Source organism: Arenibacter arenosicollis (assembly GCF_014397245.1).
GTDB classification, from domain to species: domain Bacteria; phylum Bacteroidota; class Bacteroidia; order Flavobacteriales; family Flavobacteriaceae; genus Arenibacter; species Arenibacter arenosicollis.
Genome location: NZ_JACLHY010000001.1, coordinates 117,939 through 143,333 on the forward strand (window position 1 = coordinate 117,939; position 25,395 = coordinate 143,333).

28 protein-coding genes are annotated in these 25,395 nt (G+C 38.7%); 13 read left to right on the plus strand and 15 right to left on the minus strand.

The genetic code is table 11. The features are described from left to right. Window positions 1–54: 54 nt before the first annotated feature. Window positions 55–810 carry a DUF547 domain-containing protein gene (locus H4O18_RS00500; RefSeq protein WP_187581147.1) on the plus strand — a complete coding sequence of 252 codons (756 nt, stop codon included), beginning with the start codon at window positions 55–57 and terminating at the stop codon, window positions 808–810. Then, window positions 797–1,504, plus strand: coding sequence for a TIGR04283 family arsenosugar biosynthesis glycosyltransferase (locus H4O18_RS00505; RefSeq protein ID WP_187581148.1), 708 nt, complete (start codon window positions 797–799; stop codon window positions 1,502–1,504). The genes H4O18_RS00500 and H4O18_RS00505 overlap by 14 nt, the downstream gene beginning before the upstream one ends. A 6-nt stretch (window positions 1,505–1,510) precedes the next feature. Here the strand turns inward: H4O18_RS00505 and H4O18_RS00510 are convergent, their stop codons facing one another. From H4O18_RS00510 to H4O18_RS00525, 4 genes are all read right to left on the minus strand, one after another. Next, complete coding sequence (locus tag H4O18_RS00510) at window positions 1,511–2,512, minus strand: N-acetylmuramoyl-L-alanine amidase family protein (protein WP_187581149.1); 1,002 nt, start codon at window positions 2,510–2,512, stop codon at window positions 1,511–1,513. Between the two features lie 69 nt (window positions 2,513–2,581). Then, complete coding sequence (locus tag H4O18_RS00515) at window positions 2,582–3,841, minus strand: POTRA domain-containing protein (RefSeq protein WP_187581150.1); 1,260 nt, start codon at window positions 3,839–3,841, stop codon at window positions 2,582–2,584. 66 nt (window positions 3,842–3,907) lie between these two features. Beyond that, window positions 3,908–4,909, minus strand: coding sequence for a glycoside hydrolase family 113 (locus tag H4O18_RS00520; protein ID WP_187581151.1), 1,002 nt, complete (start codon window positions 4,907–4,909; stop codon window positions 3,908–3,910). A gap of 44 nt (window positions 4,910–4,953) precedes the next feature. Beyond that, a complete protein-coding gene (locus H4O18_RS00525) occupies window positions 4,954–5,832 on the minus strand; it encodes a hypothetical protein (protein WP_187581152.1) in 879 nt (292 codons plus the stop codon). A gap of 393 nt (window positions 5,833–6,225) precedes the next feature. On the opposite strand from H4O18_RS00525, the gene trmB reads away from it, so the two are divergent. From trmB to H4O18_RS00560, 7 genes are all read left to right on the plus strand, one after another. Continuing rightward, on the plus strand, window positions 6,226–6,897 hold the full coding sequence (trmB, locus tag H4O18_RS00530; RefSeq protein ID WP_187581153.1) for a tRNA (guanosine(46)-N7)-methyltransferase TrmB: 672 nt from the start codon (window positions 6,226–6,228) through the stop codon (window positions 6,895–6,897). A gap of 3 nt (window positions 6,898–6,900) precedes the next feature. Then, window positions 6,901–7,530: a LysE family transporter gene (locus tag H4O18_RS00535; RefSeq protein WP_187581154.1), complete on the plus strand. Its 630-nt coding sequence runs from the start codon at window positions 6,901–6,903 to the stop codon at window positions 7,528–7,530. Further along, the gene (locus H4O18_RS00540; protein WP_187581155.1) at window positions 7,530–7,865 is read left to right on the plus strand and encodes an MGMT family protein; all 336 of its coding nucleotides are present in this window, start codon (window positions 7,530–7,532) and stop codon (window positions 7,863–7,865) included. Before H4O18_RS00535 ends, H4O18_RS00540 begins: the two co-directional genes overlap by 1 nt. A gap of 166 nt (window positions 7,866–8,031) precedes the next feature. Further along, window positions 8,032–9,174 (plus strand): Mrp/NBP35 family ATP-binding protein, encoded by a 1,143-nt coding sequence (locus H4O18_RS00545; RefSeq protein WP_187581156.1) that lies wholly within the window; start codon window positions 8,032–8,034, stop codon window positions 9,172–9,174. Window positions 9,175–9,176: 2 nt separating this feature from the next. Then, the gene (locus H4O18_RS00550; protein ID WP_187581157.1) at window positions 9,177–9,416 is read left to right on the plus strand and encodes a NifU family protein; all 240 of its coding nucleotides are present in this window, start codon (window positions 9,177–9,179) and stop codon (window positions 9,414–9,416) included. A 72-nt stretch (window positions 9,417–9,488) separates the two neighbouring features. Then, entirely contained in the window at window positions 9,489–10,547 is a 1,059-nt protein-coding gene (locus tag H4O18_RS00555; protein WP_187581158.1) for an NAD(P)/FAD-dependent oxidoreductase, read from the plus strand. 70 nt (window positions 10,548–10,617) lie between these two features. Further along, window positions 10,618–10,947, plus strand: a complete 330-nt coding sequence (locus H4O18_RS00560) for a 2Fe-2S iron-sulfur cluster-binding family protein (protein WP_187581159.1) — start codon at window positions 10,618–10,620, stop codon at window positions 10,945–10,947. A gap of 140 nt (window positions 10,948–11,087) precedes the next feature. Here H4O18_RS00560 and H4O18_RS00565 read toward each other — a convergent pair whose 3' ends face one another. The 8 genes from H4O18_RS00565 to H4O18_RS00600 all read right to left on the minus strand — a co-directional run bounded on the left by H4O18_RS00565 (window position 11,088) and on the right by H4O18_RS00600 (window position 19,526). After that, window positions 11,088–12,824 (minus strand): ABC transporter ATP-binding protein, encoded by a 1,737-nt coding sequence (locus H4O18_RS00565; protein WP_187581160.1) that lies wholly within the window; start codon window positions 12,822–12,824, stop codon window positions 11,088–11,090. Window positions 12,825–12,999: 175 nt separating this feature from the next. Next, complete coding sequence (locus H4O18_RS00570) at window positions 13,000–13,761, minus strand: SGNH/GDSL hydrolase family protein (RefSeq protein WP_246473885.1); 762 nt, start codon at window positions 13,759–13,761, stop codon at window positions 13,000–13,002. A 318-nt stretch (window positions 13,762–14,079) separates the two neighbouring features. Then, on the minus strand, window positions 14,080–14,670 hold the full coding sequence (locus H4O18_RS00575; RefSeq protein ID WP_246473887.1) for a hypothetical protein: 591 nt from the start codon (window positions 14,668–14,670) through the stop codon (window positions 14,080–14,082). Window positions 14,671–14,818: 148 nt separating this feature from the next. Next, the gene (locus H4O18_RS00580; RefSeq protein WP_187581162.1) at window positions 14,819–15,883 is read right to left on the minus strand and encodes a dipeptidase; all 1,065 of its coding nucleotides are present in this window, start codon (window positions 15,881–15,883) and stop codon (window positions 14,819–14,821) included. A gap of 61 nt (window positions 15,884–15,944) precedes the next feature. Next, the gene (locus tag H4O18_RS00585) at window positions 15,945–17,057 is read right to left on the minus strand and encodes a D-TA family PLP-dependent enzyme (protein ID WP_187581163.1); all 1,113 of its coding nucleotides are present in this window, start codon (window positions 17,055–17,057) and stop codon (window positions 15,945–15,947) included. A 16-nt stretch (window positions 17,058–17,073) separates the two neighbouring features. Next, window positions 17,074–17,538 (minus strand): RidA family protein, encoded by a 465-nt coding sequence (locus H4O18_RS00590; RefSeq protein WP_187581164.1) that lies wholly within the window; start codon window positions 17,536–17,538, stop codon window positions 17,074–17,076. A 14-nt stretch (window positions 17,539–17,552) separates the two neighbouring features. Then, window positions 17,553–18,869 (minus strand): gluconate:H+ symporter, encoded by a 1,317-nt coding sequence (locus H4O18_RS00595; RefSeq protein WP_187581165.1) that lies wholly within the window; start codon window positions 18,867–18,869, stop codon window positions 17,553–17,555. An 81-nt stretch (window positions 18,870–18,950) separates the two neighbouring features. After that, window positions 18,951–19,526 (minus strand): phosphatase PAP2 family protein, encoded by a 576-nt coding sequence (locus H4O18_RS00600; RefSeq protein ID WP_187581166.1) that lies wholly within the window; start codon window positions 19,524–19,526, stop codon window positions 18,951–18,953. A gap of 408 nt (window positions 19,527–19,934) precedes the next feature. On the opposite strand from H4O18_RS00600, the gene H4O18_RS00605 reads away from it, so the two are divergent. From H4O18_RS00605 to H4O18_RS00615, 3 genes are read left to right on the plus strand one after another with little or no spacing between them, the layout of a single operon-like run. Next, window positions 19,935–20,690: a slipin family protein gene (locus H4O18_RS00605; RefSeq protein WP_187581167.1), complete on the plus strand. Its 756-nt coding sequence runs from the start codon at window positions 19,935–19,937 to the stop codon at window positions 20,688–20,690. A gap of 60 nt (window positions 20,691–20,750) precedes the next feature. Next, window positions 20,751–21,314 carry a DNA-3-methyladenine glycosylase I gene (locus tag H4O18_RS00610; RefSeq protein WP_187581168.1) on the plus strand — a complete coding sequence of 188 codons (564 nt, stop codon included), beginning with the start codon at window positions 20,751–20,753 and terminating at the stop codon, window positions 21,312–21,314. After that, on the plus strand, window positions 21,304–21,870 hold the full coding sequence (locus tag H4O18_RS00615; RefSeq protein ID WP_187581169.1) for a hypothetical protein: 567 nt from the start codon (window positions 21,304–21,306) through the stop codon (window positions 21,868–21,870). Before H4O18_RS00610 ends, H4O18_RS00615 begins: the two co-directional genes overlap by 11 nt. Before the next feature lie 24 nt (window positions 21,871–21,894). Here the strand turns inward: H4O18_RS00615 and aat are convergent, their stop codons facing one another. The 3 genes from aat to H4O18_RS00630 all read right to left on the minus strand — a co-directional run bounded on the left by aat (window position 21,895) and on the right by H4O18_RS00630 (window position 24,126). Continuing rightward, the gene (aat, locus tag H4O18_RS00620; protein ID WP_187581170.1) at window positions 21,895–22,530 is read right to left on the minus strand and encodes a leucyl/phenylalanyl-tRNA--protein transferase; all 636 of its coding nucleotides are present in this window, start codon (window positions 22,528–22,530) and stop codon (window positions 21,895–21,897) included. A 135-nt stretch (window positions 22,531–22,665) separates the two neighbouring features. Beyond that, window positions 22,666–23,043, minus strand: a complete 378-nt coding sequence (locus tag H4O18_RS00625) for a DUF3127 domain-containing protein (RefSeq protein ID WP_187581171.1) — start codon at window positions 23,041–23,043, stop codon at window positions 22,666–22,668. A gap of 201 nt (window positions 23,044–23,244) precedes the next feature. Next, on the minus strand, window positions 23,245–24,126 hold the full coding sequence (locus H4O18_RS00630) for a flavin reductase family protein (RefSeq protein ID WP_187581639.1): 882 nt from the start codon (window positions 24,124–24,126) through the stop codon (window positions 23,245–23,247). A gap of 118 nt (window positions 24,127–24,244) precedes the next feature. Between H4O18_RS00630 and H4O18_RS00635 the strand changes: the two genes are divergently transcribed. After that, a complete protein-coding gene (locus H4O18_RS00635; protein ID WP_187581172.1) occupies window positions 24,245–25,393 on the plus strand; it encodes a sensor histidine kinase in 1,149 nt (382 codons plus the stop codon). Window positions 25,394–25,395 lie beyond the last annotated feature (2 nt).

A 25,395-nucleotide genomic window follows, 5' to 3' on the forward strand; every position in this document is an offset into this window, starting at 1 on the left:
TTTGATGTAAGGTTTAAGTGCTTGGGCACACTAATTAAAAGTAAATAAAATTCCATGCGCCTAACATTATCACTACTGCTGATTCTATTTTTAACGCACAATGTTCATAGTGCTGCCCCTACCGCAGGGTACACGGAAAATTGTGCTCCGGAAATTGATTTGAAATTAGATCATTCCAATTGGGATAAATTACTAAAAAAGTATGTAGACGATATTGGAAATGTCAACTACAAAGGCTTTGCTAAGGATATAACGGCACTGCAAAATTACTTGGATTATTTGGCGAAGAACCGTCCAAGCGATATAGCTCCCAAGTCTGAAAGACTTGCTTATTACATTAACCTTTATAATGCCGCAACCGTTAAACTTATCTTGGATAATTATCCTACCAAAAGTATCAAGGACATAAAAAATCCTTGGGGAAAGGATATTGTACAGGTAGGAAATGAAAAAATATCTCTGGGCAATCTGGAACACAAAATATTACGAAAAATGGATGAGCCCCGAATCCATTTTGCCATTAACTGTGCCTCTTATTCCTGTCCCAAATTATTGAACACTGCATTTACTGCTGCCAATCTTGAAAAACTATTGGAACAGACGGCTGTAGATTTTATCAATGACCCAAAGAGAAATGTTCTTACCAAGGAAAAAGTCTCTTTGTCCGAAATTTTTAACTGGTACAAAAAAGACTTCACCGAAAAAGGATCGTTGGTAGATTATATAAATAAATACGCTGCCCAAAAGCTGACATCAAACACCAAAATAAGTTACCTAAACTATAATTGGGCTTTAAATGAAATTGAGTAATTCCATGGACATAAGTATTATAATACCGGTCCTCAATGAATCTGAGCACATTAGCACTTTATTGGATCACTTGGCAGAGAATGGCAGTTCAGGGAATATTAAGGAAATTATTGTGGTTGATGGGGGCAGTACGGACAATACTATTGCCATGGCTCAAGCTAAGGGTGCAATAGTTATATCCTCCGAAAAAGGACGTGCCAAACAAATGAATTCTGGGGCTAAGGTCGCAACTGGCTCGCTACTTTACTTTTTACATGCCGATACCTTTCCACCCAAAAACTTTGATCTTTTTATTCTAAATGCATATAGCAACAAAATATCTTCAGGTTGCTTTAGAATGAAATTTAATACCTCCAAAAAGTTCTTGCAATTCTTTGCATGGTTTAGCAGAATTAACCACAAGTTATGTAGGGGTGGCGATCAATCGTTGTTTATTCTCAAGGACCTATTCCAAAAATTGGGTGGCTTTAACGAGAATTATATCATATACGAGGACACAGAATTTATTGGGCGTCTTTACAAAATATCAAATTTTAAAGTACTGCCGCATAACGTTATAACCTCCGCAAGAAAATATGAAGAGCATGGTTCCATTAGACTTCAATATCACTTCGGAATAATTCACTTGAAGAATTTATTGGGTTTTGGCCCAGATCAATTGTATAAATATTACAAGAAAAAAATTGTCTCTTAAGCCTCCTTATTTACTAGTTTCATAATCCAGCAAAACTCCTTCAGAAATCCACTTGGCAAGGGCCTGTCTATTATCTGGATCCAAGATTCGCTTTTGGTCCTTTTTGTTTTTTATATTCCCAACTTCAATATAGGCCATGGCCGGTAAGGTATTTTTTACTAAATACAACCCACTACGATCTGCAAAGGTCCCCTCATAGTTCCTATTTGGCTGATATTGCTTGTATTTTTTCAAAAAAGTTTCATGGATACTTTCCGCCAAACGCTTTCCATTTTTGCTGTTCTCATGGTGATAGAAGAACACATCAATATTTTGTCCCCTACTTCGGCTATCCACATGGGTAACGATCAGCCGCTGATATTTGCCCGAATTTTCCAAATACAGTTTGTTCACAGCATCAACACGCTGCTTTAATCGCATTAATTGGTTCAATGGAATTTCTTCATTAGGATAGGCCACCTCATCCCTATCTATTTCCAGCACCCGCTGATCCCTTATTCCATCGTTCAAATCCCTAATTATAATATAGGTCTTGGCACCATGGGAAATAAGTTCTTTTGCCAAACGCAGCGTAATATCATAGGCATACTCGTCCTCCGCAATTATTTTGCCCTCATATTTTTCAATGGCACCGGGATCGGGTCCGCCATGACCGGATATTAAATAATAAACGTTTCCTTGTAACTTATTACTCTTTATCTCTGTATGAGCATATTTTTTTCCAAAAATGTCATCTGATATGATATTGGAAACAGACTTGATTTCCGTTGCTTTTTTCTCAACGGCTTCCGTTATAGCTACGGTATCCACGGGCACTGGAGGTATAATATACTCCCTTCCCTCATAAAGGTGCATGCTATCCCTTAAATTATCTTGATTAAGATCAACAAAGTGTCCGTAGTGCCTAACCGGGTTAATCCCTTGCTTCCTGAGTATGGAATAAATTCCGTCCCCTTTTTCAGCAATTACGGTTTTAACCGAGGTTTGGGAAATAACGGGAAACGACATTAAGGCAATTATGCAAAATATTACAAAAGGTTTCATAACCAACACGACACTAATTTTACACAAAGATTATCAAAAATACTGCCCAATTCCAAAAACAATCCCATGAGATGCATTTTTTGTGATGCCATAGCCATAATCTATTCGGAAAATTGCGTTAAATATTCGCTTATGAATGAACCTAAAACCAATCCCCGGATAAACCCTTATACTTTCCTTCTCCGTAAAATCACTAAAATCTCCCCCAGGGTTTCGCCAAGTCCCTGAATCTATAAAAAAATTACCCTGCAATGCAAACCAATCCTTATCTATAAAACTATACCTATATTCGGTATTAAACACTATGGTAGCAGTTCCCCTATCTATTTTATTTCCTACACCCCGTATGTTAACATTATTATCTACAGAAAAGGGGGCAAAAGGAGTATCTATGTTGCTGGCAATACCCAAACGCAAACGATTGGCCCAATTACCTCGATATCCAATCCTTTTAAAATAGACAAAGTCATTGATTCCAATTAAAAATTCCGGTAAATTTTCATCGGGACTCTTGACATATTGAAAATTTAATGTGCTGCCAAAACCTGAACGGAAATAATAATCATATTTTATATTCTCATAACAGTAGATCAACTTATATAAATACTTGTCCACTTGCAATTCTTGGGGGACATTTGGACTTGTAGCACCAGTTATATAACTATAATCTTCCGTAAACAAATTAATTCCAAAGTCTATCCTGTTTTTGTTGTTGATGTTATACAAACCCAAAACTTCAAAAGCCTTGTTGTTATATCTATAATCTGCAGTATTGTCGTTAATAAAAACAGGTTCTTGGGTAGTAATATTATTATAGCTAAGTGTAAATCCAAAGTTGCCCCTTATAATGTAAGGCAGCCTAAAGTTTATTCCATAAGAATTAAAGATATCCTTTTGATAAAATCCGCCCAATATCATGTTTCTACCAAAAATATTGTACTCCTGTAACCCTATTTTAAATGCAAATTCATCATTTGTTGAAGTATAAAGATTGGCGAACGGAATCAAGGTAAAATGTTCCTCAACGGTATAGATAACAGAATATTGATTTTTATTATTAGCTTCAACACGAAAATTGGCATTGGCAATGGACGGCAATTGTTTTAAGCGTTGAACATCCTCTTTCAATGTCACGGAATCCAATAAACTGCCCGACTTTACCTTGATAAGATTTTCTAAAAAAGAAACTTTAGTCCTTTTGGCGCCATCAATGTTCACATCGGTCACCGTAGGTTGCTGGGTGTATCCTGCTAAAAATGAAAAAAACAATAATACCCTTAAACCGATTTTCATTATCAATGCGCAATTATATGGGAAAAGTCCAATAAACATATTGGATCAGTGACCTGGGAGAAAACCCTAATATATCTTATAGAAACTCTTAATTACTTCTTGGGCCGGTTTATTTTGTGGGGTAAACCTATTGTCGTTTATCCCACCCGCTTTTTCATGATCAATAAACCATTTCCAGACAAACCCCCCGGCAAACCACTCTTCTTTCCAAAATTCTTCAAAAATAGCTTTGGTAGCATTGGCCTGGGCCTCAAGGTTTACATCGTCCTTACTGTGATCCACCAACCAAGGTTTCTTTGCCGTATAATTATTACTTCTATAACCGTATTCCGTAAATATAATAGGCTTGTTTTTCGTCATGGCCAATGATCTTATTTTTTCTTTATGCGGCTGCCATCCCCTTCTTAATTGTTCCACAGTGGGGGTTTTCTCATCACTCAAAGGAAAATAAGCGTCTATACCTATAAAATCCAGATCATCCCAAAAAGGGGTCCTTCCGTATTCGTCCCAATTGGCCGCATAGGTAAGTTTTCCCTTGTATATAGTTTTAATTTCTTTGATCAGTCCGGTCCAATATTCCGGCCGGTGATTTACAAATTGCTCCAACTCGGTTCCTATACAAAATGCGTCGGCTTGGGTTTCCTGCGCCAAAGTAGCATAAGTCAGTATAAAGTTGGCATAAGAAATCTCCAAAGCCTTCCAATTTTCCTCAGAATTCATGGTTAAATTACCTGTAAATTCACCCCTGGAAATCCATATTTGAGGCTTCAGCATTACCTTTAAACCATTCTCGTGTAGTATATCTATATATTGCCTAGCACCCGTTCTTGTTTCTCCGAACCACTGTCTTGAAGTGTCAAAAATTATTTCAGGGAAGTCCTTATCCCTGATAAATCCAAAAGGCATTACGGCGGCACACTTGGCATTGACGTTTCTTACGGCATCTACGTGTTCTTGGGAAACTTTGTCCCTAGAGGCCACAAAACTCACCCCATTGAATTTTTCAACTACTTGACCGCTACAACCAAGCTGTAAAAAAAATAAGAAAAGTAGGCCGAGGTTTCGCATCCAAAAAGATTTTGAACCCTAAATTAGGCTATTTATTGATCATTTTAAAAAATAGCCCGCAGTCCAAGGTTAAATGTCTGTCCCAAACCTGTATTTTCACCTCTAACAAAATTGGTATATAACGCTTCAAGATTTAAAGAATTTGTTAATTGATATTTTACCCCACCTCCTAAGGCCGTATAATTTTGAGCAAAATTGTTACCTAAATCCAACCTTTGTGAGTGTTGCGCCAAAGCCAAAATGGTAAAATTGGAACTTGGAAAATAACTCAAAAATACTCCCGGAGACAAGTTTAAGCTGTTATTGGCAAAGCTTTCGCCGGCCTTTCCGAAACTTAATTCGGAATTAAGTTCTGTAAACAATTGCCATTTCCTATTGGAAAAAGTAAGATCATAAAAAAATCGGTTTTGCCATATATATCCCTTCTGATCTAAAAACACCCCGTTTTCGGTTTCATTATCCACGAGCGGAATAAAAAAGGAGCTCTGGACCGAAAAATTACTCAGTGATTCAATAGGAACAAATTTCACCGAAGGAGCTATAGAAGTTATCCCAGACCTGGCCGTAGTATTTTCACCATCAAACTTAAAAACATCCAATGCCTGCCTCCCTCCAACAACATTGGACCGTAGCTCTACAATAGCGCCAAGATTCCATCTATTATTTTCACCCGTGCCCGTATAAACTTCAATAGTCGAAGTAAAAAATGTCTTTCGCGCCTCCTTACCACTGGAAAAAGTGCTTTTCGTTTCTGTATAAAGATTATTAAACCACTTTAAGTCCCATTGCCCCTTCCCCATTAATTTAGAAGGAGTGTACTGTTGAATATTACTATCCGCATCCTGGTCAAAATCTTGGGATATACCCATTGTAAAAACAAAGAAAGCAACCATTAAGGTCCATTTATTTTGAACGTTTTTCATTTATTTACTATGTTTTGGTTCTTTATAATAATTGGCCGCCGAATTTCCCAATCCGCACATTGGGTTAAAAAATGCCTGGTATGTTCAATAGTCTATTGGAAAATTGCCAATAAGACCTATTAAATTTCAAAAACTTTCCACTCTAGCTCTAAAAACAGGGTCTAACTGTTACAATTTGCCTAATGGATATAAATGTCTTTAAAAAGTATCACATATTTATTACAAAATAATTTTTTTAAGTTAGCACTTATCTAGGGCATCTTGGCGTAGATCCCGTTTTGATTTAAAAAAATCCGAAAACGCAGTACCAACAATTCCCAATGCTAGGCACTCTATATTAGGAACAAACTTAGATTTCATTAGCTTTGCCAAATATTTAAATAAATAGTACCCGTGGGAAGTAAAAATAAGCTGAAGCGATTCAAGGAGAATGAAACTTTTAAGAATGTAGTTCAACCCAACAGGGAGGAAATTACTAATGGCACTTTCTCCTTAAAAGGCAAATGGAATGATTTTTTTGGCAATGACAATCCTATAGTTTTGGAACTTGGCTGTGGTAAAGGGGAGTATACCATTGGGATGGCCCAGCAAAATAAAAATAAAAATTATATTGGTATTGATATAAAGGGAGCCAGGTTTTGGCGTGGCGCAAAAACGGCAATAGACGAAAATATTAGCAATGTCGCCTTCCTGCGTACCCAGATAGAATTGATAGACGGGCTTTTTGCCGCCAATGAAGTTTCCGAGATTTGGATTACCTTTCCAGACCCCCAAATTAAATATAAGCGCACCAAACACCGACTTACCAACGAAGCTTTTTTGGAAAAATACAAATTGATTCTAAAGGAAGATGGTGTAGTTAATCTGAAAACCGATAGCGAATTTATGCACGGCTATACCTTAGGCCTTTTACACGGAAAAGGATTGGAAGTTCTTTATGCCAATCACGATGTATACAAAAACGAAGGTAGCCCAAAAGAGGTTTTGGAAATACAGACTTTCTACGAAAAACAGTATCTTGAAAAAGGAAAACCGATCACTTATATCAAGTTCAGAATTAGTTAAACCATGGAGCACTTGCTAATCCTTTTTTTTGCCACATTCTCAGCAGCCTTCATGGCCACTGTTCCACCAGGGTTATTGAACATGAATGCCGCAAAAATAAGTGTGGAAAAGGGTAAGACCAATGGTATTATTTTTAGTCTTGGGGTTTCTACCATGATTATAATCCAGGCCTATATTTCCGTGTTGATTTCCAAATTTCTATTCAAACACCCAGAGATTATAGACCTTCTTTTAAAAATAGCTCTTATAGTCTTTGCTTTTTTTGCTATCTATTTCTTTGTAAAGGGTAAGAAAAATAAGCTGGATAGACCTAAAATAGTTAAGGTAAGCAAGAGAAATAGTTTCTTTAAAGGGGTATTGTTGGCCGCAGTAAATTTACTGACCATTCCCTATTACAGTGGCTTAAATGCCATGTGGAATGCCTCTGGCTGGATAAAATTTCAATTCCGTGATATAGCCACCTTTATTCTTGCCGCAGGATGCGGCACTTTTACCGTGCTCTATCTTTATACGGTCTATTTCACCAAATTGGAAACCAAGAACAATGGATTTTCAAAAAACTCCAATTATATTTTGAGTGCATTAATGTTGGTCCTATTAGTGATTACTTTAATTAGAATATTTTACACCTGATGAAACCCGAAAATCAGAACTTCTTTGAAAAAGTTTATGCGGTGTCCAGGCAAATACCATATGGACGGGTAACTTCTTATGGTGCCATTGCCAAATATTTAGGAACCGCAAGAAGTGCTAGAATGGTTGGCTGGGCTATGAACGGAGCACATAAAATAGGCGACATTCCCGCCCATAGGGTAGTAAATAGAAAGGGCCTATTAACAGGGAAACATCATTTTGACGGCACAAATCTAATGCAGCAGTTATTGGAAAATGAGGGAATAAAAGTAGTGGATAATCAAATCGTGAATTTTGAGGATCACTTTTGGGACCCATGGCTGGAATTAAGGTAATTTACCAAATTTTAATTTCCAATAATAATGGATTGATACTTCCATATAGAAGATACTTATTGCCTTATTTTACTTTTCATTTCCCTTCCTTCATAATCTCGCTCCTAAGCCCTATCTTTGTAATTTAGAATCAGTTTTAATAATAACTGAATAAGAATGGTTTAGGATGAAATTAGACAAGAAAGACATATTGAAAGCGCTCGAAAATATTACTGTCCCTGGAGAAGGACAAAATATGGTGGAAAGTGGCGCCGTAAAAAATATTATGGTTTTTGGGGACGAGGTTGTTGTGGATCTCACCATTTCCAACCCCAGTTTGCAGGCAAGAAAGAAAACAGAGGTTGAAATTTTGAAGATTATTCACGACAAAGTCTATAACAAGGCTAAAATTACCGTAAATGTAAAGGTTGATGCCCCGGCTGCCAAGCCAAAGGTAAATGAGATCAAAGGCAAACCGATCCCAGGTATCAAAAATATAATTGCAGTAGCATCCGGAAAAGGAGGAGTTGGAAAATCTACGGTAACGGCCAATTTGGCGGTAACCTTAGCTAAAATGGGATTTAAAGTAGGCCTCTTGGATTCTGACATCTATGGCCCTTCAATGCCTATCATGTTCGATGTAACCCAAGAAAAGCCTCTGTCTGTCAAAGTTGAAGGAAAATCAAAAATGAAGCCAGTGGAAAATTATGGTGTCAAGATATTATCCATTGGCTTTTTCACCCAACCCAATCAGGCCGTAATTTGGCGTGGGCCCATGGCTGCCAAAGCGTTAAATCAAATGATATTCGATGCCCATTGGGGAGAATTGGATTTTATGTTGTTAGATCTACCTCCGGGAACTGGGGATATACATTTAAGCATTATGCAATCCTTACCAATTACAGGTGCCGTGGTAGTAAGTACCCCACAGGAAGTGGCCTTGGCAGATGCCCGCAAGGGAGTAGCCATGTTTCAACAAGATTCCATAAATGTTCCAGTACTGGGAATCGTGGAAAATATGGCGTACTTTACACCTGAAGAATTGCCCAACAATAAATATTACATTTTTGGAAAAGAAGGTGCCAAACATTTGGCGGAGGATTTGAATGTACCGTTTTTAGGGGAGATACCTCTTGTTCAAAGTATTAGGGAAGCAGGTGATGTAGGAAGGCCGGCGGCACTACAAACGGCAACGGCAATTGAATCTGCTTTTGAGGAAATTACAAAAAATGTAGTTCGTGAAGTAGTGGGAAGAAATAAAAGTTTACCTCCAACAGAGGCTATTAAAATAACTACAATGGCGGGTTGTTCGGCTGTTAAAAAGAAGTAATTATGACATCGATTGAACTTAAAAATAATGTAGAAAAAGCTTTGGAGGAAATCCGGCCTTTTTTACAAAGTGATGGAGGGGATATCTCCCTAATTTCCATAGACAATGACAATTCCGTTAAAGTAAAATTGGAAGGGGCCTGTGTAGGCTGTACCGTTAATCAGATGACCCTTAAAAGCGGCGTTGAAATGACCATAAAAAAATATGCACCACAAATACTAGAGGTCATAAATGTGGCCTAGCAACCTGACTTATATCATAAATATATATCCATACCTTTTCTAGCTTTGTAGCTATTTTAAGTTCTTTTCTCCATGATTAAAACAGACATTCTAATTATTGGTGCCGGCCCAACAGGTCTTTTTGCAGTTTTTGAAGCAGGTCTTTTACAACTTAAGTGCCATCTAATAGACGCATTGCCACAAGCCGGAGGACAGTGTTCCGAAATATATCCCAAGAAACCCATATACGATATTCCAGGCTTTCCAGAGGTTTTGGCGGGTGACCTGGTAAATAATCTTATGGAACAGATCAAAGCATTTCAACCAGGTTTTACCTTGGGAGAACGGGCCAATACAATAGAAAAATTGGATGACGGCACTTTTTTGGTAACCACCAACAAAGGCACTAAGCACAATGCACCAATTATTGCCATTGCCGGTGGTCTTGGCAGTTTTGAACCTAGAAAACCCTTAATAAATAACCTTAGTGCTTTTGAGGATAAAGGCGTTGCTTATTTTATTAAAGATCCAGAAGTATATCGCAATAGAAAAGTGCTTATAGCGGGAGGTGGGGATTCTGCCTTGGACTGGAGTATCTTTTTGGCCGATGTGGCTTCAGAGGTGACTTTGGTACATAGAAGAAATGAATTTAGAGGTGCTTTGGATTCTGTGGAAAAAGTACAGGCCCTAAAAAATATAGGTAAAATAAATCTTATCACTCCCGCAGAAGTAGTGGATCTAAGGGGTAGTGGAAAACTCGAAGCAGTGGTAATTAATAAGTCCGGTGATCAGGACGAGGAAATTATCAAGGAAATAGACGATTTTGTTCCCTTGTTCGGGCTTTCTCCAAAGCTTGGGCCCATTGGGAATTGGGGATTGGAAATTGAAAAGAACGCCATTAAAGTAAATACTTTCGATTATCAGACCAATATACCGGGCATCTATGCAATAGGCGATGTAAACACTTATCCTGGAAAATTAAAATTGATTCTTTGTGGTTTTCATGAAGCAACATTAATGTGCCAAAGTGCTTATCAACGCATTTTCCCGGACAAAAAGTATGTAATGAAATATACTACCGTAGGAGGTGTTTCCGGTTTCGATGGAAGTAAAAAGGAAGCTCCTAAAGCTGTTGTAAAGTCCATTGATTAAAAAAAACAACTAATTCCTAAAGTAAATCCCTTAAATTTGCTGCCAATTACCAAATAAGAATATTTCTGGCATGAGCGATGTTAAAATAAAGATTAAGGATAGGGATGGGGTTGTACACGAGGTAGATGCACCCACAGACATGAATATGAACCTTATGGAAATAGTTCGTTCCTACGAACTTGCCCCAGAAGGTACCATTGGTATATGCGGCGGTATGGCCATGTGCGCTTCTTGTCAGTGCTATGTAGAGTCTGACCACCAATTACCCGAAATATCCGATGATGAGGACGCCATGCTTGCCGAGGCATTCAATGTAAAGGACAACAGCCGCTTGGGTTGCCAAATACATATCACAGAGGATTTGGAAGGCTTGGAAGTTGAATTGGCCCCGGAAAGCTAAATTTTCTACCACCTCCCTATCCAAGGGAAAACCAATAGCCTTACTAAATCGATATTCTTTGTTACCAATAAATATAATTAGGAACAAATGATCTGTATCCTAAAATCACACATGGATTCACGATAAACAACAATGACTTATTATATCCTCGCCTGATAGGTAAATAGGTTATAGTATCGTCCTTCTTTTGCTATAAGTTCATCATGAGTGCCTTTTTCCGCAATCCGACCATCTTCTATTACAAGAATCTGATTGGCTTTCCTAATGGTACTCAATCTGTGGGCGATAACAAAGGTAGTTCGTCCTTCGGTCAGGGTGGCCAAACTTTTCTGTATCAAAGCCTCACTTTCAGTATCCAAATTGGAAGTAGCCTCGTCCAAAATTAAAATTTTTGGATCGGCCAAGACCGCCCTAGCTATAGCAATACGTTGCCTTTGTCCGCCGGATAGCTTCACTCCCCGTTCCCCGATCAATGTATCCAAGCCTTTTTCGAACCTATCTGTAAATTCATCCACATAGGCTGCCTTAACTGCCTTTAATACTTCCTCCTCAGTGGCATTGGGCCTAGGGAACATTATATTCTCCCTAATAGTACCCTCAAACAAAAATTCGTCCTGTAGCACAACCCCTAAATTTCGTCTATAGCTACTAAGGTCGACTTTGGAAAGATCTTGTTCATCCACAGTAATAGTCCCTGATAAAGGATTTAGAAATGTTGCCGCCAAACCGGCAATAGTGGATTTACCCGAACCCGAGCTTCCTACAAGGGCCACCACACTACCCGACTTCACTTCAAAACTAACATTGTGCAATACATCCTTATCCTCTTCATAGGCAAAGGACACATCCTTAAAGGCTATATCCCCTTTTATTTTATCCAGAACAATTGTTCTTTCCTCTTCATTGGCTTCAGGCATCATATTCATTAGTTCTTCCGTCCTATCAAGACCCGCCAATGCCTCTGTAAGTTGACTCCCAATATTGCTCATTTGCACAATTGGTGCAATCATAATTGCCAAAACAAAAGTGAAAGACAAAAAATCTCCAATACTCAATCCTTCATACATAATTTTATAACCACCAATCCCCATAATTCCAGTGGTGGCAATACCGATTAAAAAAGTTGCCGAACTGGTCATAAAAGCAGTTGCCGTAAGGCTCTTTTTAACATTTTGAAACAACAGCTCCACCCCGTTCTCAAAAACCTTGGTCTCCTGCTCCTCAGCATTAAAGCCCTTAATCACCCTTATACCACCAAGTGTTTCGGTGAGCCTACCCGTAACCTCAGCATTTATTTTACCTCGATTTCTAAAAATAGGTCTAATAATCTTAAATGCCTTTAACGCAATAAAGGCAAAAATAGCCAATGGAATAAACGTAAATAAGGTCATGGATGGACTTATATACAACATGTACACCAGGGCGCCAATTGCAGTAATACTTCCACCTACCAATTGAACCAAACCTGTACCAATAAGATTACGAACCCCCTCTACATCGGACATTATACGGGAAACCAAGGCACCAGATTTGGCATTGTCAAAAAAGCGAATCGGGAGTGAAAGCACCTTTTTCTGTACTTGTGCCCTTAGCTCCGAGATAAGGTATTGGGCCTGGACACTTAAAATTTTTGTCAACATAAAAGAGGTTACGGCCCGTACCAAAATAGACAGGATTACCACGCCTACCAAAATTTTGAGCATATCCATATTTTTATTGGGTATAACATCGTCCATAAAATATTTTAAGGAGATTGGGCCTACGAAATTGGCGGCATTACTTATTACGATCAAGAACAGACCAATAAAAACCATATTGCGTCGTGGCCATATTATGGTTTTAAAGGCGGTTAGAATACTGACTTTTTTATCGGACATTTTGAATTATATTTTGATTGAAGCTATTTCCAAGGTGTAAATGTACTTAAAGTTATCCCTTGTTGAATTAGGAAAACAATATCTGCTGTTTCCCCCAATAAGCTTGGCAAGTTACTTTATAAATGAGAAAGTTTCTTAAGGTCTGAGCTCAATTCTTTTAAAAAAGTAATGGGTACTAATCAAAAATAGGAAGTACTATCGGATACAATACATCTACGAATCTCTTATATGCCACTCCTGATGGATGCAACCCATCACTGGCCACCAATTCTGGATTGGACAGGCCGTTACGCGTTATATCCGTAATATTTACAAATGGCACGCCGTTTTGAAGGGCTGTAGATTCCGCAAAGGCATTGTATTCATCAATTTCCTTGGAAATTTTATCGGTATTTCTACCCTGCGCAAAAGGAGTAAAGGCATAATCTGGAATGGAAATAACAACTACATTTTTTGGATTGCCATAAGCCAGTTCAATGGCCAGTTCCAAAAGTAGGGGAAACTCCTTGGTATATACCCTAAATGGCTTACCTTGGTATTGATTGTTTACTCCAATTAAAAGCGTTACTAAATCATAGGACGGCAGTTGGGTTCCTCTATTTACAGCATTCAGTAAATTATCTGTTGTCCATCCGGTGACGGCAATAATCTCGGTGTTCACTTCTACCTTAAGTCCCTTCTCCAATCTAGCTTTTAACTGAATTGGAAAGCTTGCAGCTCTTTCAACACTTGCGCCAATGGTATAACTATCGCCCAAGGCCAAATAATGATAGGTCCCTGACTCATTTAAATGAGGGCCTGGTATTTCGTTAGGGATGGGAGTAGTAGATCCAGGTTCCAATATCATTTCCATGACGGGTTCATAAACAAGCATGTCCTTTTCTTGGGAACAACTGGAGAAAATAACAGTAAATACAAACAATAAAGTCAACCGCATTAGAAATGTTTTACATTATTTACGAAAAATATGGTCCTGAGGTTTTCTGATCTTCGAACAAACGAAATCAGTTATAATTTAGTAGCCTCCATCCCAATCAGAATGGAATTGATTTAAAAGCGTGGATGCAGTAAATTCAGCTAACTATTAAGGTTGACAAATCAATAAAAAACATATTTGAAGCCTAACGATCAGTTCTTGTTACGTTTAAAATTCCTAAAGATCCTTAAGGAATACGGGATAAGAATAAGCAATAGATTAATAATCAACAAATAGTAATATCCTTTCATATTGGTCAGTGTTTATGTTTTTCTTAGGCTATTCCTTTATAATTATAATGGTGGCTTTGGAACCTGTGGATAAATTCCACATGTTGGAATGTATCATTTTACCTTCATCGTCATATACATTTACTTGAGCCGTATTAGGGCCGGAGGTTCCTTGATTCAATGCCTCAAAATCAATTCTATTAAAACCCTTTTGTAAATCCAGGTTGATTCCCTTAAAGGAACCCGTTAGGAAAATATTAGGTTCTACCACTTTATCATTTAGCAAAATCCTAACCCTGTCACCATCTACATATTCGTGATCACGGCAAACAATGCCCACAAATTTTCCATTGCTTTTAATATCTCCCAAATACATATTTCCAAAAAAGGTGGAAGAGCCTTCCTTTTCCTTTACACCTACTTTAGGGTCTATCTTTAAACCGTATCCTGCATGTACCAACTCCCTATCCGGAAGCATTTTAATATTTCTGGCTGTAAGTGAATCCTTAAGATTGGTAGTAGGTTTTAAGGTAATAATGGAAGGAAAATTAAGTGGGGTTCCTTGGTTGGGGTTTTCCCTAACTCCTTTGTCCCCTTCAATTTTTAAAGGATTGGTCGTAGGAAGGTCTGTTTGCGCCATACCTAGCTGGGAAATTAAAAACAGAACGCAAAATAAAAACACAATTCTCATATGGCCGATTAAGGTACGAATCAGATACAAAAATATCAAATACCTTGCCATGTGTATCTAAAATGCTGTTAAAAATAGGCAATTATAAAAATACCCATCAATTCCACACTTTTTTTAGAAACCCAATAAAATTTTTGCTCATTATGTTTTCAATATCCGCCTCCGAATAGCCTCTTTCTGAAAGTAGCTTAGGAACTTTTTGAAGGTCTGCAATCGTATCTAGATCGGACGGACATTGCTCCTTTCCAAAGCCGCCATCAAGATCGGTCCCTATCCCAACATGCAGGGAATTTCCAGATAACTGGCAGATATGGTCTATGTTGTTTATCATTTGGGCAAGGGTTACATCCATTCCCTCAGGTGTTGAAACCCCTCGAACCCAATTAGGGACCATCATCCAAGCGTCCAGTGCCATGCCAATCACAGCATTCCTACCAATAAGTTCCCTAATTTGTTCATCCGAGAATTGTCTGTTATGGTCCACTAATTTCCGACAATTGTTGTGGCTTGCCCATACTGGACCATTGTAAACCTTCATGGTTTCCCAAAAACTAACATCGCATAAATGAGTGGCATCCAGAATTAGGTTTAATCGTTCTATCTCTTTTAATAGTGCTTTACCCTTTTGGCCAATCCCTCCGACTGAATCCGTACCATGCGCATAGGTTCCCGGACCATAATGTGCAGGACCAATTGCCCTGAGACCTTGTTCATACGCCCGTTCCAAATGTTCCAAAGTAATTATGGAATCGGCTCCTTCCAAACTAAGTATATAGCCAATGGGTGTTTTGTCCTTCCCATTTTTCCATAACTCCAAATGTGCATCCAATTCGGCCCAATTTCTAATTTGGACCATTTCCCCTATTTCCTCCATAGCCCTGTACCAAGCCAACTGTCCCTGAGTCTGTGCCCAGGCCTGGTGGGGAGAGTTCCAACCTGGTAAGAGGTTTTCCCTCTTTACGTATCTCGCTATTTGTGTAGCCACACATAACCCAATATTTCCCTTTCGCATAGCATCTAAAGAGACCGTATTCCTTGCCCTATCCGGTTTATCTGCCATGCCCTCTTCACTTTCCCTAATATCGGCTACGGTCCAAGTTAAATCCCTATTCCATTCCATGGCATTCATAGCAAGGTCTAAATGGGCATCAAATACGAACATATTTTTAATTTTATCCTGTTTGTAGTCCATCCTTTGATTAGGCGACCCTTTATAGGAGGATTTATATATTTATTATTAAATTTCTTGCGGCTACTTTCCAAGAGCCGGTTTGGTTCCCATCAACTATCGTTAGGACCTCTTTATATTTGGCAACTGTGGGGCAAATATGTACCGGGAACGCATATGCCACATCCCCCACTTTAAACTTGTCATCATTAGGGCATTGTACCACCAAATGTTCCTCACTCTGCCCTATTTGGGTACACTCTTCTCCTTCCAACAGCAATACCCTGGGGAAAGTCATTTCCGAGGCCAGGTGTTTATGCCCAAGGTCGAAGCAGACTAAATTGGATTTAGGCTTACTTATTACCCTAGTCAACAATACTGCAGCTGGAATAAAATCCATGTCCTTATAGGAAGCAGCATAGCCAGCATCCCATAGTAGTGTTGTTCCGGGACTGGTTTCCACCCCCTCTCGCTTTAGATGAATGGGAAATGTTGGGGAGCCGCCTACCACTATACAAGGAACAGGAATGTCAAGTTCCTCCAAGGATTTTTTCAAATCCAGCACCGCTTCAAAATCCTTATTGCATTTTTCCTCTCTTTCAGACAGATCTTTATTGTGAATATGTCCGTCATAAACATGTAATCCTGCAGCAAGTAAGTTGGGATTCTTATATAAGTTTTTGTATAATTCCACTGCTTGCGCATTGGGTTGAATACCCGTTCTGTTCATCCCATTGTTTATATCCAACCACAGTGACACTTGAATCCCTTTGCCTTGAGCAGTTTCAGCAATTTGTTCAATAATTTGCCGGTCGTCGACAATGGTGGAAAATGTACTGTTTGGATATTCCGCAATCAGACTGAAAAATCGATCTATATTGGGCCCTACTGGCTGCATTGCGAGAAGAATATTTTCCGCACCGCATTTTCCCAAGAGTTCAGCTTCTGCAATGGTAGCGCACTTGAATTTTTGAATGCCATGCTTCAATTGCAGCTTTATAATCTCGGCAGTTTTATGTGTTTTAATATGGGGCCTAAGGTTAGAGGTGCCTCCGGCCATAGCTATCATTGTACCAATGTTTTTTTCTATCCGATCCGGATAAACCAAAAGCGCAGGGGTAATAATATCTTTTGGGTCGGTAACTTTATACCAATCATTGTTCATCATAGCATTGTGTTTAGCATCAATGAAGCTCAAACATGGCCTCTACCTCTACTGGTATGTTATCTGGGAGCATCATCCCCACAGCACTGCGTACCCCTATTCCATCCTCTTTTCCGAAAACATCAGCCATCAATTCACTAAAGCCATTAATAACATAGGGTTGCTTTCCAAAATCCGAAGTTGAATTAACCATTCCCAAAACTTTCACCACCCTTTTAATTTTGTCCAAACTACCAAAATGTGTCTGAATTGTGGAAAGCATAGTTAGGCCTACTTGTCGAGCAGCTAGTTTGGCTTCATCCGCATTCATGTCATACCCTGCAATGCCGATCATTAAAGAACCATCGTTCTGAATTGGACCTTGACCAGAAACATATAAAAATTTATCTACTACCAAAATAGGTCTATATACTCCGGCCGGTTTTGGGGCTGGAGGAAAAACCAAACCTAATTCCTTAATTCTTTCAGTGGTTGAACTGCTCATAATTAATTCTTTGATTAAACAAACAAACTTAAAATCATTACTCCTATCAAGCCCATGACTCCCACAGTGGTTTCCATAACCGTCCATGTTTTTAAGGTGTCCTTTATAGATAGGTTGAAATATTCCTTAAACAACCAGAATCCGCCATCGTTTACATGGGAAAGCATTAAACTTCCCGACCCTATTGCCAACACCATTAATTCCGCACTTACCCCAGTTGCATTTACCAAGGGTAAGACTATGCCGGCCGTGGTGAGACCAGCAACAGTGGCAGAGCCCACGCACACTCTAATAACAGTAGCCACAAGCCACGCCAAAAGTAAAGGGGAAAAGCTGGAATCCTTAAGGATATTGGCAATATAATCACTTACCCCACTATCCACCAACACCTCCTTTAGTGCTCCTGCGCCAGCAATAATTAAGAGTACCATGGTTATTCCGGAAATGGAACTTGCCACAGACGCCATTATTTCGGTCATTTCCTTCCCCCTGGCCAGACCTAAGGTATAAATGGCTACTAAAACAGCGATCAACATGGCAATTACCGGATTACCTATGAAATTGACAATAGGTAAAATAGCAGCATCCTTGGGCAATAAAAGATCTGCCCCAGTTGCCAACATAATTAAAATAACAGGGAGAAGTGCGGTAAAAATACTAATATTTATGCCTGGCATTTCTTCCTCCTTCAATATAGTCGGGTTTACGAATTCCTTAATAGGAGTGGCCGTTATATTCTTAATGGTACGAGAAAATACAGGACCTGCCAAGGTAATGGCCGGAATCGCAATAATAGTACCATAGAGAAGGGTTTTACCTATATCGGCATTAAACATTGAGGCTATTGCCGTAGGCGCAGGATGCGGAGGAAGAAAACCATGCGTTACGGAAAGTGATGCAATCATAGGTAGGCCCACATATAATAATGGCAACCCAGTTGAAGCCGCAATGGTAAAGATCAAGGGAATCAATATTACAAACCCTACGGAGTAGAACATGGGGATGCCCACAATAAATCCAGTCAACACCAAAGCCCATTGAATATTCTTGATTCCAAATTTGGCCACCAATTTGGTCGTTATTTGCTGTGCCGCACCGCTATCTGCAACCAATTTGCCTAACATTGCCCCCAAACCTAGAATGATCACCAGGAAACCTAGCGTATTCCCAATTCCATTTTGGATGGATTGTATTACCCCCTGCAATTCCATTCCCTCGGCAATACCTACGGCAAGGGACACGATGATAAATGCAATAAAGGCGTTAAGTTTAAATCTGGCAATGAGTAAAAAGAGGAGAATTAATCCTAGTACAACAATAAGTAAAGGCATAATATGGTTTGGTGGTTAATTATATACAATTCTTAAATATACTATATCACTCCATAAAATTGACATCCCATTTGGAAAAATTTAGAATTGGTATGTGAACGTCAATGAATAGGTATCTCGGTAATTAGCAAAGCCTAGTGCCATCTGCTCCTTTTTATAGGGTTTGGTAAAAATATAAGTACTGCCAATTCCAATGGCCGCACCAGCAAAAACGTCCCAGAAATCATGAAATCCATCCGGGGCTTCGGTCCTACTTACGGCAACTAAACTGGCTAGAATATAGGCGGGAATTCCGTAATCCCAACCATACCTTCGCTGAATAAATGATGCACCCGAAAAGGCCGATGAGGTATGGCCAGAGGGAAAGGAATCATAAAGATTTCTACCTTCAGGTCTTTTCTTCTTGGTTATATGTTTTAAGGAATAGGTAAGCGCCAAAGTAGTAGCATAGGAATAAGCCAATTTTTTGGTCCCCCTGTAATCTTTGTGGATCAAGGTCATGATGCCAGCGGTAATGGGAAGGGCCAGTTGCAAAACGCCCCCAGTGTCTTCCAATACATACTCCCACTTCTCATGACCACCCTCCGTGTCCTGCGAATAGCACTTAATACTTAAAATAACAAAGACACAAATGAGCCTTAAAGACCACTTTCCCATGTAAAATTCTTATAGAAATACCTTATTTAATTATAATCCAACTCTGTTCACCATTATTGCCCATTGTCTTGGTTTAAACAAAAAACAAAGCTTAAAATGGGAATCCGTAGAGGCCCCTAATTATCTCGCGTACCTCACCCCAATCTAATAACCTTGTAGCCAATAGGCCCGTTTATAAGCTTGAAGATAAAAAAATATACAATACCAATTTATACGGTTCAATTTAAGGTCGATTATATTTTTACCCCCTGCTTAATTTTTGTATTTTTAAGAGAATCGCCATTTACAGTATTGGAGTTGTAAAATTCCTATCTGATGCCCACTATTGGACCAAATAATATGAAGCTTATTTTCAATTGGGTCCAAATAAATTTTCAAAGTTTCCCTTAATTTAACTACGCAAATATCATGGCACCACCTTTCATTCTCAGCATTATTATCCTATTGTTTTTATTAGCTGGTATACGCATTATTTTTGAGTACAAAAGAGCGCTTAAATTTAGGTTTGGAAAGTATGTAAAAACGCTGCAACCAGGTTTTAGGTGGATTATTCCTCTAGTGGAGACGATACAAACCGTGGATATACGGGTTATCACCATAAATATCATATCCCAGGAAGTAATGACCGAGGACAATGTTCCCTGTAGTATAGATGGCGTAGTTTTCTTTAAAATAAACAATCCCGAAAAAGCTGTACTTGAAGTGGAAGAATACAGGTTTGCCATTACACAATTATCCCAGGCGGCATTACGGGATGTCTGTGGAAAGGTGGAACTGGACACCATTCTTTCCAAACGCGAGGAAATGGGCAAGAATATCAAGGCCATTGTTGAATTGGAAACCAAGGAATGGGGCATCGAAATTATTGACGTGAAAATTAAGGACATTCAATTACCGGAAAACATGAAGCGTATGATGGCCAACCAGGCTGAAGCCGAACGGTCCAGAAGAGCACGTATTATATTGGCACTTGCCGAGGAGCAAGCCGCAGGGAAGTTGTTGGAAGCCGGTAAATTGATCGATCAATCGCCCTCTGCAATAAAATTAAGGCTTTACCAGACCCTTTCCAATATAGCAGCTGAAAAGAACTCCACCATCCTATTTCCCTTCCCGGAAGAGGTTTTGCCCAGAAACCCAATAAAAAAGAATAAAAACAAAAAATAGTAACACTTCTTTATAAAAATCAGCGTTTCTTTATCTTTAAAGAAAGTTTGAATTTAAACAATGGAAAAACATAGATGTGGTTGGTGCAAGGGAGATGCACTATACGAGAAGTACCACGACGAAGAATGGGGTGTCCCCGTTAAGGACGATAAGCTTCTTTTTGAATTTTTAATTTTGGAAACCTTCCAGGCCGGATTGAGCTGGATTACCATATTGCGAAAAAGGGAGAATTTCAGAAAGGCATTAGATCATTTTGATTACAAAAAAATAGCCAAATACGGGGAACCTAAAATTGAATCCTTACTACAGGATGAGGGAATTATCAGGAACAAGCTTAAAATAAGGGCCACTGTATCCAATGCACAAGAGTTTATAAAACTACAAAAGGAGTTTGGGAGTTTTAGCAAGTATATATGGGGATTTGTCAACGGCCAGCCCGTAAAAAACAAACTTAAAGATCATAAAAGCGCACCAGCCAACACCCCTTTGTCCGATGCCATAAGTAAAGATTTAAAAAAACGAGGTTTTAAATTTGTAGGGAGCACGGTAATATATGCACATATGCAAGCTACGGGTATGGTAAACGATCATGAGATAAATTGTTTTAGATATAATGAAGTATAACCACCTAATCTCATTGCTATTATTGACCCTTAGCCTAAATTGTTTTTCCCAAACAAAACCGGAACGGGAACATCGAATTAAAAAATCGCAATTTCCTTCATTGGAATTTGAGGCTCTTCCCTTGGAAGACGCCAAAAAATTAAGGTACTACAAAGAAGTTGATTCCTCCAAAACTACCTATACCCTAAAATTTAGGAAAAGGAAAATGCATTATCATATAGATTTTAATGAAAAAGGAACGATTCAAAAAACTGGTTTTAGTGTAAGCGAAGTTGACATCCCCACGGATACCTATGCCAATATAAATTCTTTTTTAAGGGAGAATTTTAAGCAAACAAAAATTAAATACATCCAACAATGCTATCCCGGCACCTCGGATGATGTACTGAAAAATACTTTTCAAAATCTGATATTACCCCACAACACATACAAACTAATGTTTCGCGGAAAAAAATCCGATGAAAGGGAGGACTTTATTGCGATATTTGATGCCGAGGGAAATTTGATAAAAATTGCAATGGCCTTACCAGCCAATTATGACCGAGTACTTTATTAAAAGTGAGGACTGGGATTTAACCCGCTACCCTTTTAGAATTTCGATAAATTGTTTTCTAGGGATTTCCTCAGCACCAAGACTTTCCAAATGGGCAGTATACACCTGGCAGTCAATTAGTTTATACTCCTTCTGCTGCAACTCTTTTGCTAGGCTTATAAAAGCATATTTGGAAGCATTACTGGTTTTACTGAACATGCTTTCTCCACAGAATACGTCTCCAAGATCTATCCCATATAGTCCTCCCACCAAAAGATCGTTTTCCCATACTTCAATAGATTTTGCAATTCCCATTTGATGCAAACGCAGATACGCGCTTTTCATTTCAGGTGTAATCCAGGTTCCATTCTGGCTTTTTCGTTTTATGCTTGAACAGGCATCAATAACTTTTTCAAATTGGGTATTCCAAGATATCCTAAATCTGTTGGACTTTATAACTTGGTGCATGCTTTTGGAGATCTTTATTTTCTCGGGGAACAAAACCATTCGAGGATCGGGACTCCACCAAAGAATAATGGAATCTTCATTAAACCAAGGAAATATCCCATTCCTATATGCCAACAGCAGTCGCTCTGGGGACAAATCTCCGCCCACGGCCAATAATCCGTCATCATCGGCATTAGCTACATTTGGAAACTGTAAACGATGGTCCAGGAGAAACATTTTGAAGTTAATTAATAGTCCCTAAAATTAAGAAAACCTATTCGGTAATGAACAGAATAGGTTTTCTCTTATTTCACTTTACTTAAGCTTTAGGAACTTTAATAATTCCGTTCCCAGCAATATAGTTTGGACTTGTTAGAATGGCAAGTCGTCGTGGTCCTCGTCATTTACATCATCCGCTGGTTCAAAAGCATCCATCGGTGGTACCGGTGGCATTCCCGGAGCACTTGCTTCCTCCTGTAAACTCTCGATCCTCCAACCCTGGATAGAATTAAAATATTTGGTCTCCCCTTGTGGGTTAACCCATTCCCTTCCTCTAAGGTTTATACTAATTTTTACAGCTTGGCCAGCACCAAAGCTGTTTAAAAGGTCGCATTTATCCTGTACAAACTCAACCATAATATGTTGTGGATATTGTTCCTCAGTAGTTACTACCACTTCTCGCTTTCTAAATCCGTTACTCCCAAATGTTTGGGTCTCACCTACCATTTTAATTTTCCCTTGTATTTCCATTTTACTATTTATATAATTCTACTTTGTATTCTTTTTTTGTCAATATTAAGCAATTTGATCAGGAACACCTAAAACAAATTATCCCATCTCAATTTTTTGGGAGTCAGCCCTCAAAATAGTCCTAGGCATCAATCCATTTTGCAACCTATTAAAACTTCAATTTAAAAATAGGCTATGTCTTTTTCCATTTTCATTATCCCATTATAAGGGCATATCGGCCAATAAAATTTTCCATGCCGAGGGAACATCCTTAACTTTTAATAGCTCTTGGGCCTTTGCATGCTGTAAAGCCACATCACCTGAACTTAAAATAGCCCTTAACTCCATATTATTTTTAACATACAACTTCACCTCTTCCTTGGTGGGCAATTTTTCTACATTACCCAACATTCCCAAATCGTTTCCTGTTAGAACATTACTTAACTTAATATGCTCAGGTATTTGATCTACACCAATCCCTAAGCTGGTAACTGGCTTGGGCACTTCAAACAAACCCAAATTGGCTCTACTATACCAATTACCTCCCATCCGGGCCACTTGATCTATTTTATATTGATCAATACTTCCATTTTCATCCAAAATATCTGTATCCACATGTATTTTAAGCACCTCGGAAAAGATAAGGTTCCCGGCACCGCCTCCTTCCCCTAGTGGTTCTACCTTAACCACTTTGCACTCAAATTGCACTGGCGATTCGGCTACCCTAAAAGGTTTTACCATCTCCGAAGGTAACATCGTTAATCCGGACTTTATAAATTCATTTTCACCCTCCTTGTACTCCGAGCTCGCCAAGGACATTTGTTGAACCATACTATAATTGACCACGTTGATGACCACTTCCATATTTTTAAGCACATTTTCCAAGGTATGTTTAGTGCTATTGTCACGGACCCTTCGGGATGGCGAAAATATTAAAATAGGCGGATTGGAACTGAAGACATTAAAAAAACTAAAGGGCGATAAGTTAGGTCTCCCTTTGTCATCCATGGTACTGGCAAAAGCAATGGGTCTTGGACCAACAGCGCCTAACAAATACCCATGTAATTTGGCAGTGGGCACTTCTGAGACGGTGATGGAAACCATTTTTTTCATAGCGGGTAAAGGTACACAAATTGTAGGCAAAATGAAATAAAGAGGTAGATATGAAAATAGAATATCTTTGTCCAAATTGCGTTATCTTTAAGTATAATTTTATAGTTTGATGGATTTTAGTCCTAAAAAGAAAACTTCGAACCTTCTGTTATTAATAGCTTCTTTTGCTATTGTGAGTTTAATACTGTGGAACACTAACAGTTTTTTTAAGAAGTTTAAGGAGGAAGAGCGCCATAAAATGGAAATTTGGGCCACGGCACAGTCCGAATTTTTATCCCTTCCCGTAGACGCCGATCCTGGAAATCTGCACATCAAAATCTTTCAGAACAACACCTCCACACCCATGATACTGGTAAACAAGGACAGTACCATAAAAGTGAATAATATGCCCGGTATCCAGAAAACGGATACTTCTTTTATCCATGGTAAAATAAATAAGTTTAAAGGAGAGAACAATCCAATTTCCATTGAATATAAAGGAGAGAACTTGGCCACATTATATTATGGGAATTCTGAGGTACTCAACAAGTTAAAATATTACCCGATAGCCCTTTTATTGATAATCTTCCTATTTGGAACGGTTATCTATTTCTTATTCAAGACCAATAAAACGTCGGAACAAAATAAACTTTGGGCGGGTATGGCCAAAGAGACCGCCCACCAGATAGGCACCCCACTTTCTTCACTTCTGGGATGGAACGAGCTATTAAAGACAGAAAAAATTAATCCGGAAATTACCAAGGAAATAGAAAAGGATATAAGTAGATTGGAAACCATAACGGAACGTTTTTCCAAGATTGGATCCCTACCCATCCTTAATGAGCACGACATTGTTGAGGAGACGAGAAGTGCTTTTGATTATTTAAAATTAAGGAGTTCCAAACTCATCCACTTTTCATTTAATTCCCAAGTGGAACATGTACCAGTGCTTTTAAACAAGGCCTTATACAATTGGACCATTGAAAACTTGGTAAAGAATGGTATAGATGCAATGAGGGGCAAAGGCAGTATTGCCATTGAAATAGTTCCCAACGGGAATTGGGTCAGAGTTTTAATCACAGATACAGGTGCCGGAATACCCAAAAAGAATTTTCAGACAATATTTAATCCTGGGGTTACCACTAAGAAAAGAGGTTGGGGCCTAGGGCTATCTTTGGTAAAAAGAATTGTTGAGGAGTACCACAAAGGCAAAATTAAAGTACTGACATCCACGAAGGAGGGTACTATAATGCAAATTATGTTTAAAGTTAAAAATTAAGG

Excerpts from the sequence above, each read along its gene's own strand:
- H4O18_RS00535 (WP_187581154.1), top strand. The coding sequence starts at position 6,901 with ATGGAGCACTTGCTAATCCTTTTTTTTGCCACATTCTCAGCAGCCTTC.
- H4O18_RS00585 (WP_187581163.1), bottom strand. The coding sequence starts at position 17,057 with ATGATGAACAATGATTGGTATAAAGTTACCGACCCAAAAGATATTATT.
- H4O18_RS00635 (WP_187581172.1), top strand. The coding sequence starts at position 24,245 with ATGGATTTTAGTCCTAAAAAGAAAACTTCGAACCTTCTGTTATTAATA.
- aat (WP_187581170.1), bottom strand. The coding sequence starts at position 22,530 with ATGTTTCTCCTGGACCATCGTTTACAGTTTCCAAATGTAGCTAATGCC.
- H4O18_RS00590 (WP_187581164.1), bottom strand. The coding sequence starts at position 17,538 with ATGAGCAGTTCAACCACTGAAAGAATTAAGGAATTAGGTTTGGTTTTT.
- H4O18_RS00610 (WP_187581168.1), top strand. The coding sequence starts at position 20,751 with ATGGAAAAACATAGATGTGGTTGGTGCAAGGGAGATGCACTATACGAG.
- H4O18_RS00555 (WP_187581158.1), top strand. The coding sequence starts at position 9,489 with ATGATTAAAACAGACATTCTAATTATTGGTGCCGGCCCAACAGGTCTT.
- H4O18_RS00505 (WP_187581148.1), top strand. The coding sequence starts at position 797 with ATGAAATTGAGTAATTCCATGGACATAAGTATTATAATACCGGTCCTC.
- H4O18_RS00510 (WP_187581149.1), bottom strand. The coding sequence starts at position 2,512 with ATGTCGTTTCCCGTTATTTCCCAAACCTCGGTTAAAACCGTAATTGCT.
- H4O18_RS00630 (WP_187581639.1), bottom strand. The coding sequence starts at position 24,126 with ATGGTTTCCATCACCGTCTCAGAAGTGCCCACTGCCAAATTACATGGG.
- H4O18_RS00570 (WP_246473885.1), bottom strand. The coding sequence starts at position 13,761 with ATGCGGTTGACTTTATTGTTTGTATTTACTGTTATTTTCTCCAGTTGT.
- H4O18_RS00600 (WP_187581166.1), bottom strand. The coding sequence starts at position 19,526 with ATGGGAAAGTGGTCTTTAAGGCTCATTTGTGTCTTTGTTATTTTAAGT.
- H4O18_RS00595 (WP_187581165.1), bottom strand. The coding sequence starts at position 18,869 with ATGCCTTTACTTATTGTTGTACTAGGATTAATTCTCCTCTTTTTACTC.
- H4O18_RS00580 (WP_187581162.1), bottom strand. The coding sequence starts at position 15,883 with ATGTTCGTATTTGATGCCCATTTAGACCTTGCTATGAATGCCATGGAA.
- H4O18_RS00520 (WP_187581151.1), bottom strand. The coding sequence starts at position 4,909 with ATGCGAAACCTCGGCCTACTTTTCTTATTTTTTTTACAGCTTGGTTGT.
- H4O18_RS00500 (WP_187581147.1), top strand. The coding sequence starts at position 55 with ATGCGCCTAACATTATCACTACTGCTGATTCTATTTTTAACGCACAAT.
- H4O18_RS00560 (WP_187581159.1), top strand. The coding sequence starts at position 10,618 with ATGAGCGATGTTAAAATAAAGATTAAGGATAGGGATGGGGTTGTACAC.
- H4O18_RS00545 (WP_187581156.1), top strand. The coding sequence starts at position 8,032 with ATGAAATTAGACAAGAAAGACATATTGAAAGCGCTCGAAAATATTACT.
- H4O18_RS00525 (WP_187581152.1), bottom strand. The coding sequence starts at position 5,832 with ATGAAAAACGTTCAAAATAAATGGACCTTAATGGTTGCTTTCTTTGTT.
- H4O18_RS00540 (WP_187581155.1), top strand. The coding sequence starts at position 7,530 with ATGAAACCCGAAAATCAGAACTTCTTTGAAAAAGTTTATGCGGTGTCC.
- H4O18_RS00550 (WP_187581157.1), top strand. The coding sequence starts at position 9,177 with ATGACATCGATTGAACTTAAAAATAATGTAGAAAAAGCTTTGGAGGAA.
- H4O18_RS00575 (WP_246473887.1), bottom strand. The coding sequence starts at position 14,670 with ATGGCGCAAACAGACCTTCCTACGACCAATCCTTTAAAAATTGAAGGG.
- H4O18_RS00605 (WP_187581167.1), top strand. The coding sequence starts at position 19,935 with ATGGCACCACCTTTCATTCTCAGCATTATTATCCTATTGTTTTTATTA.
- H4O18_RS00565 (WP_187581160.1), bottom strand. The coding sequence starts at position 12,824 with ATGTCCGATAAAAAAGTCAGTATTCTAACCGCCTTTAAAACCATAATA.
- H4O18_RS00615 (WP_187581169.1), top strand. The coding sequence starts at position 21,304 with ATGAAGTATAACCACCTAATCTCATTGCTATTATTGACCCTTAGCCTA.
- H4O18_RS00625 (WP_187581171.1), bottom strand. The coding sequence starts at position 23,043 with ATGGAAATACAAGGGAAAATTAAAATGGTAGGTGAGACCCAAACATTT.
- H4O18_RS00515 (WP_187581150.1), bottom strand. The coding sequence starts at position 3,841 with ATGAAAATCGGTTTAAGGGTATTATTGTTTTTTTCATTTTTAGCAGGA.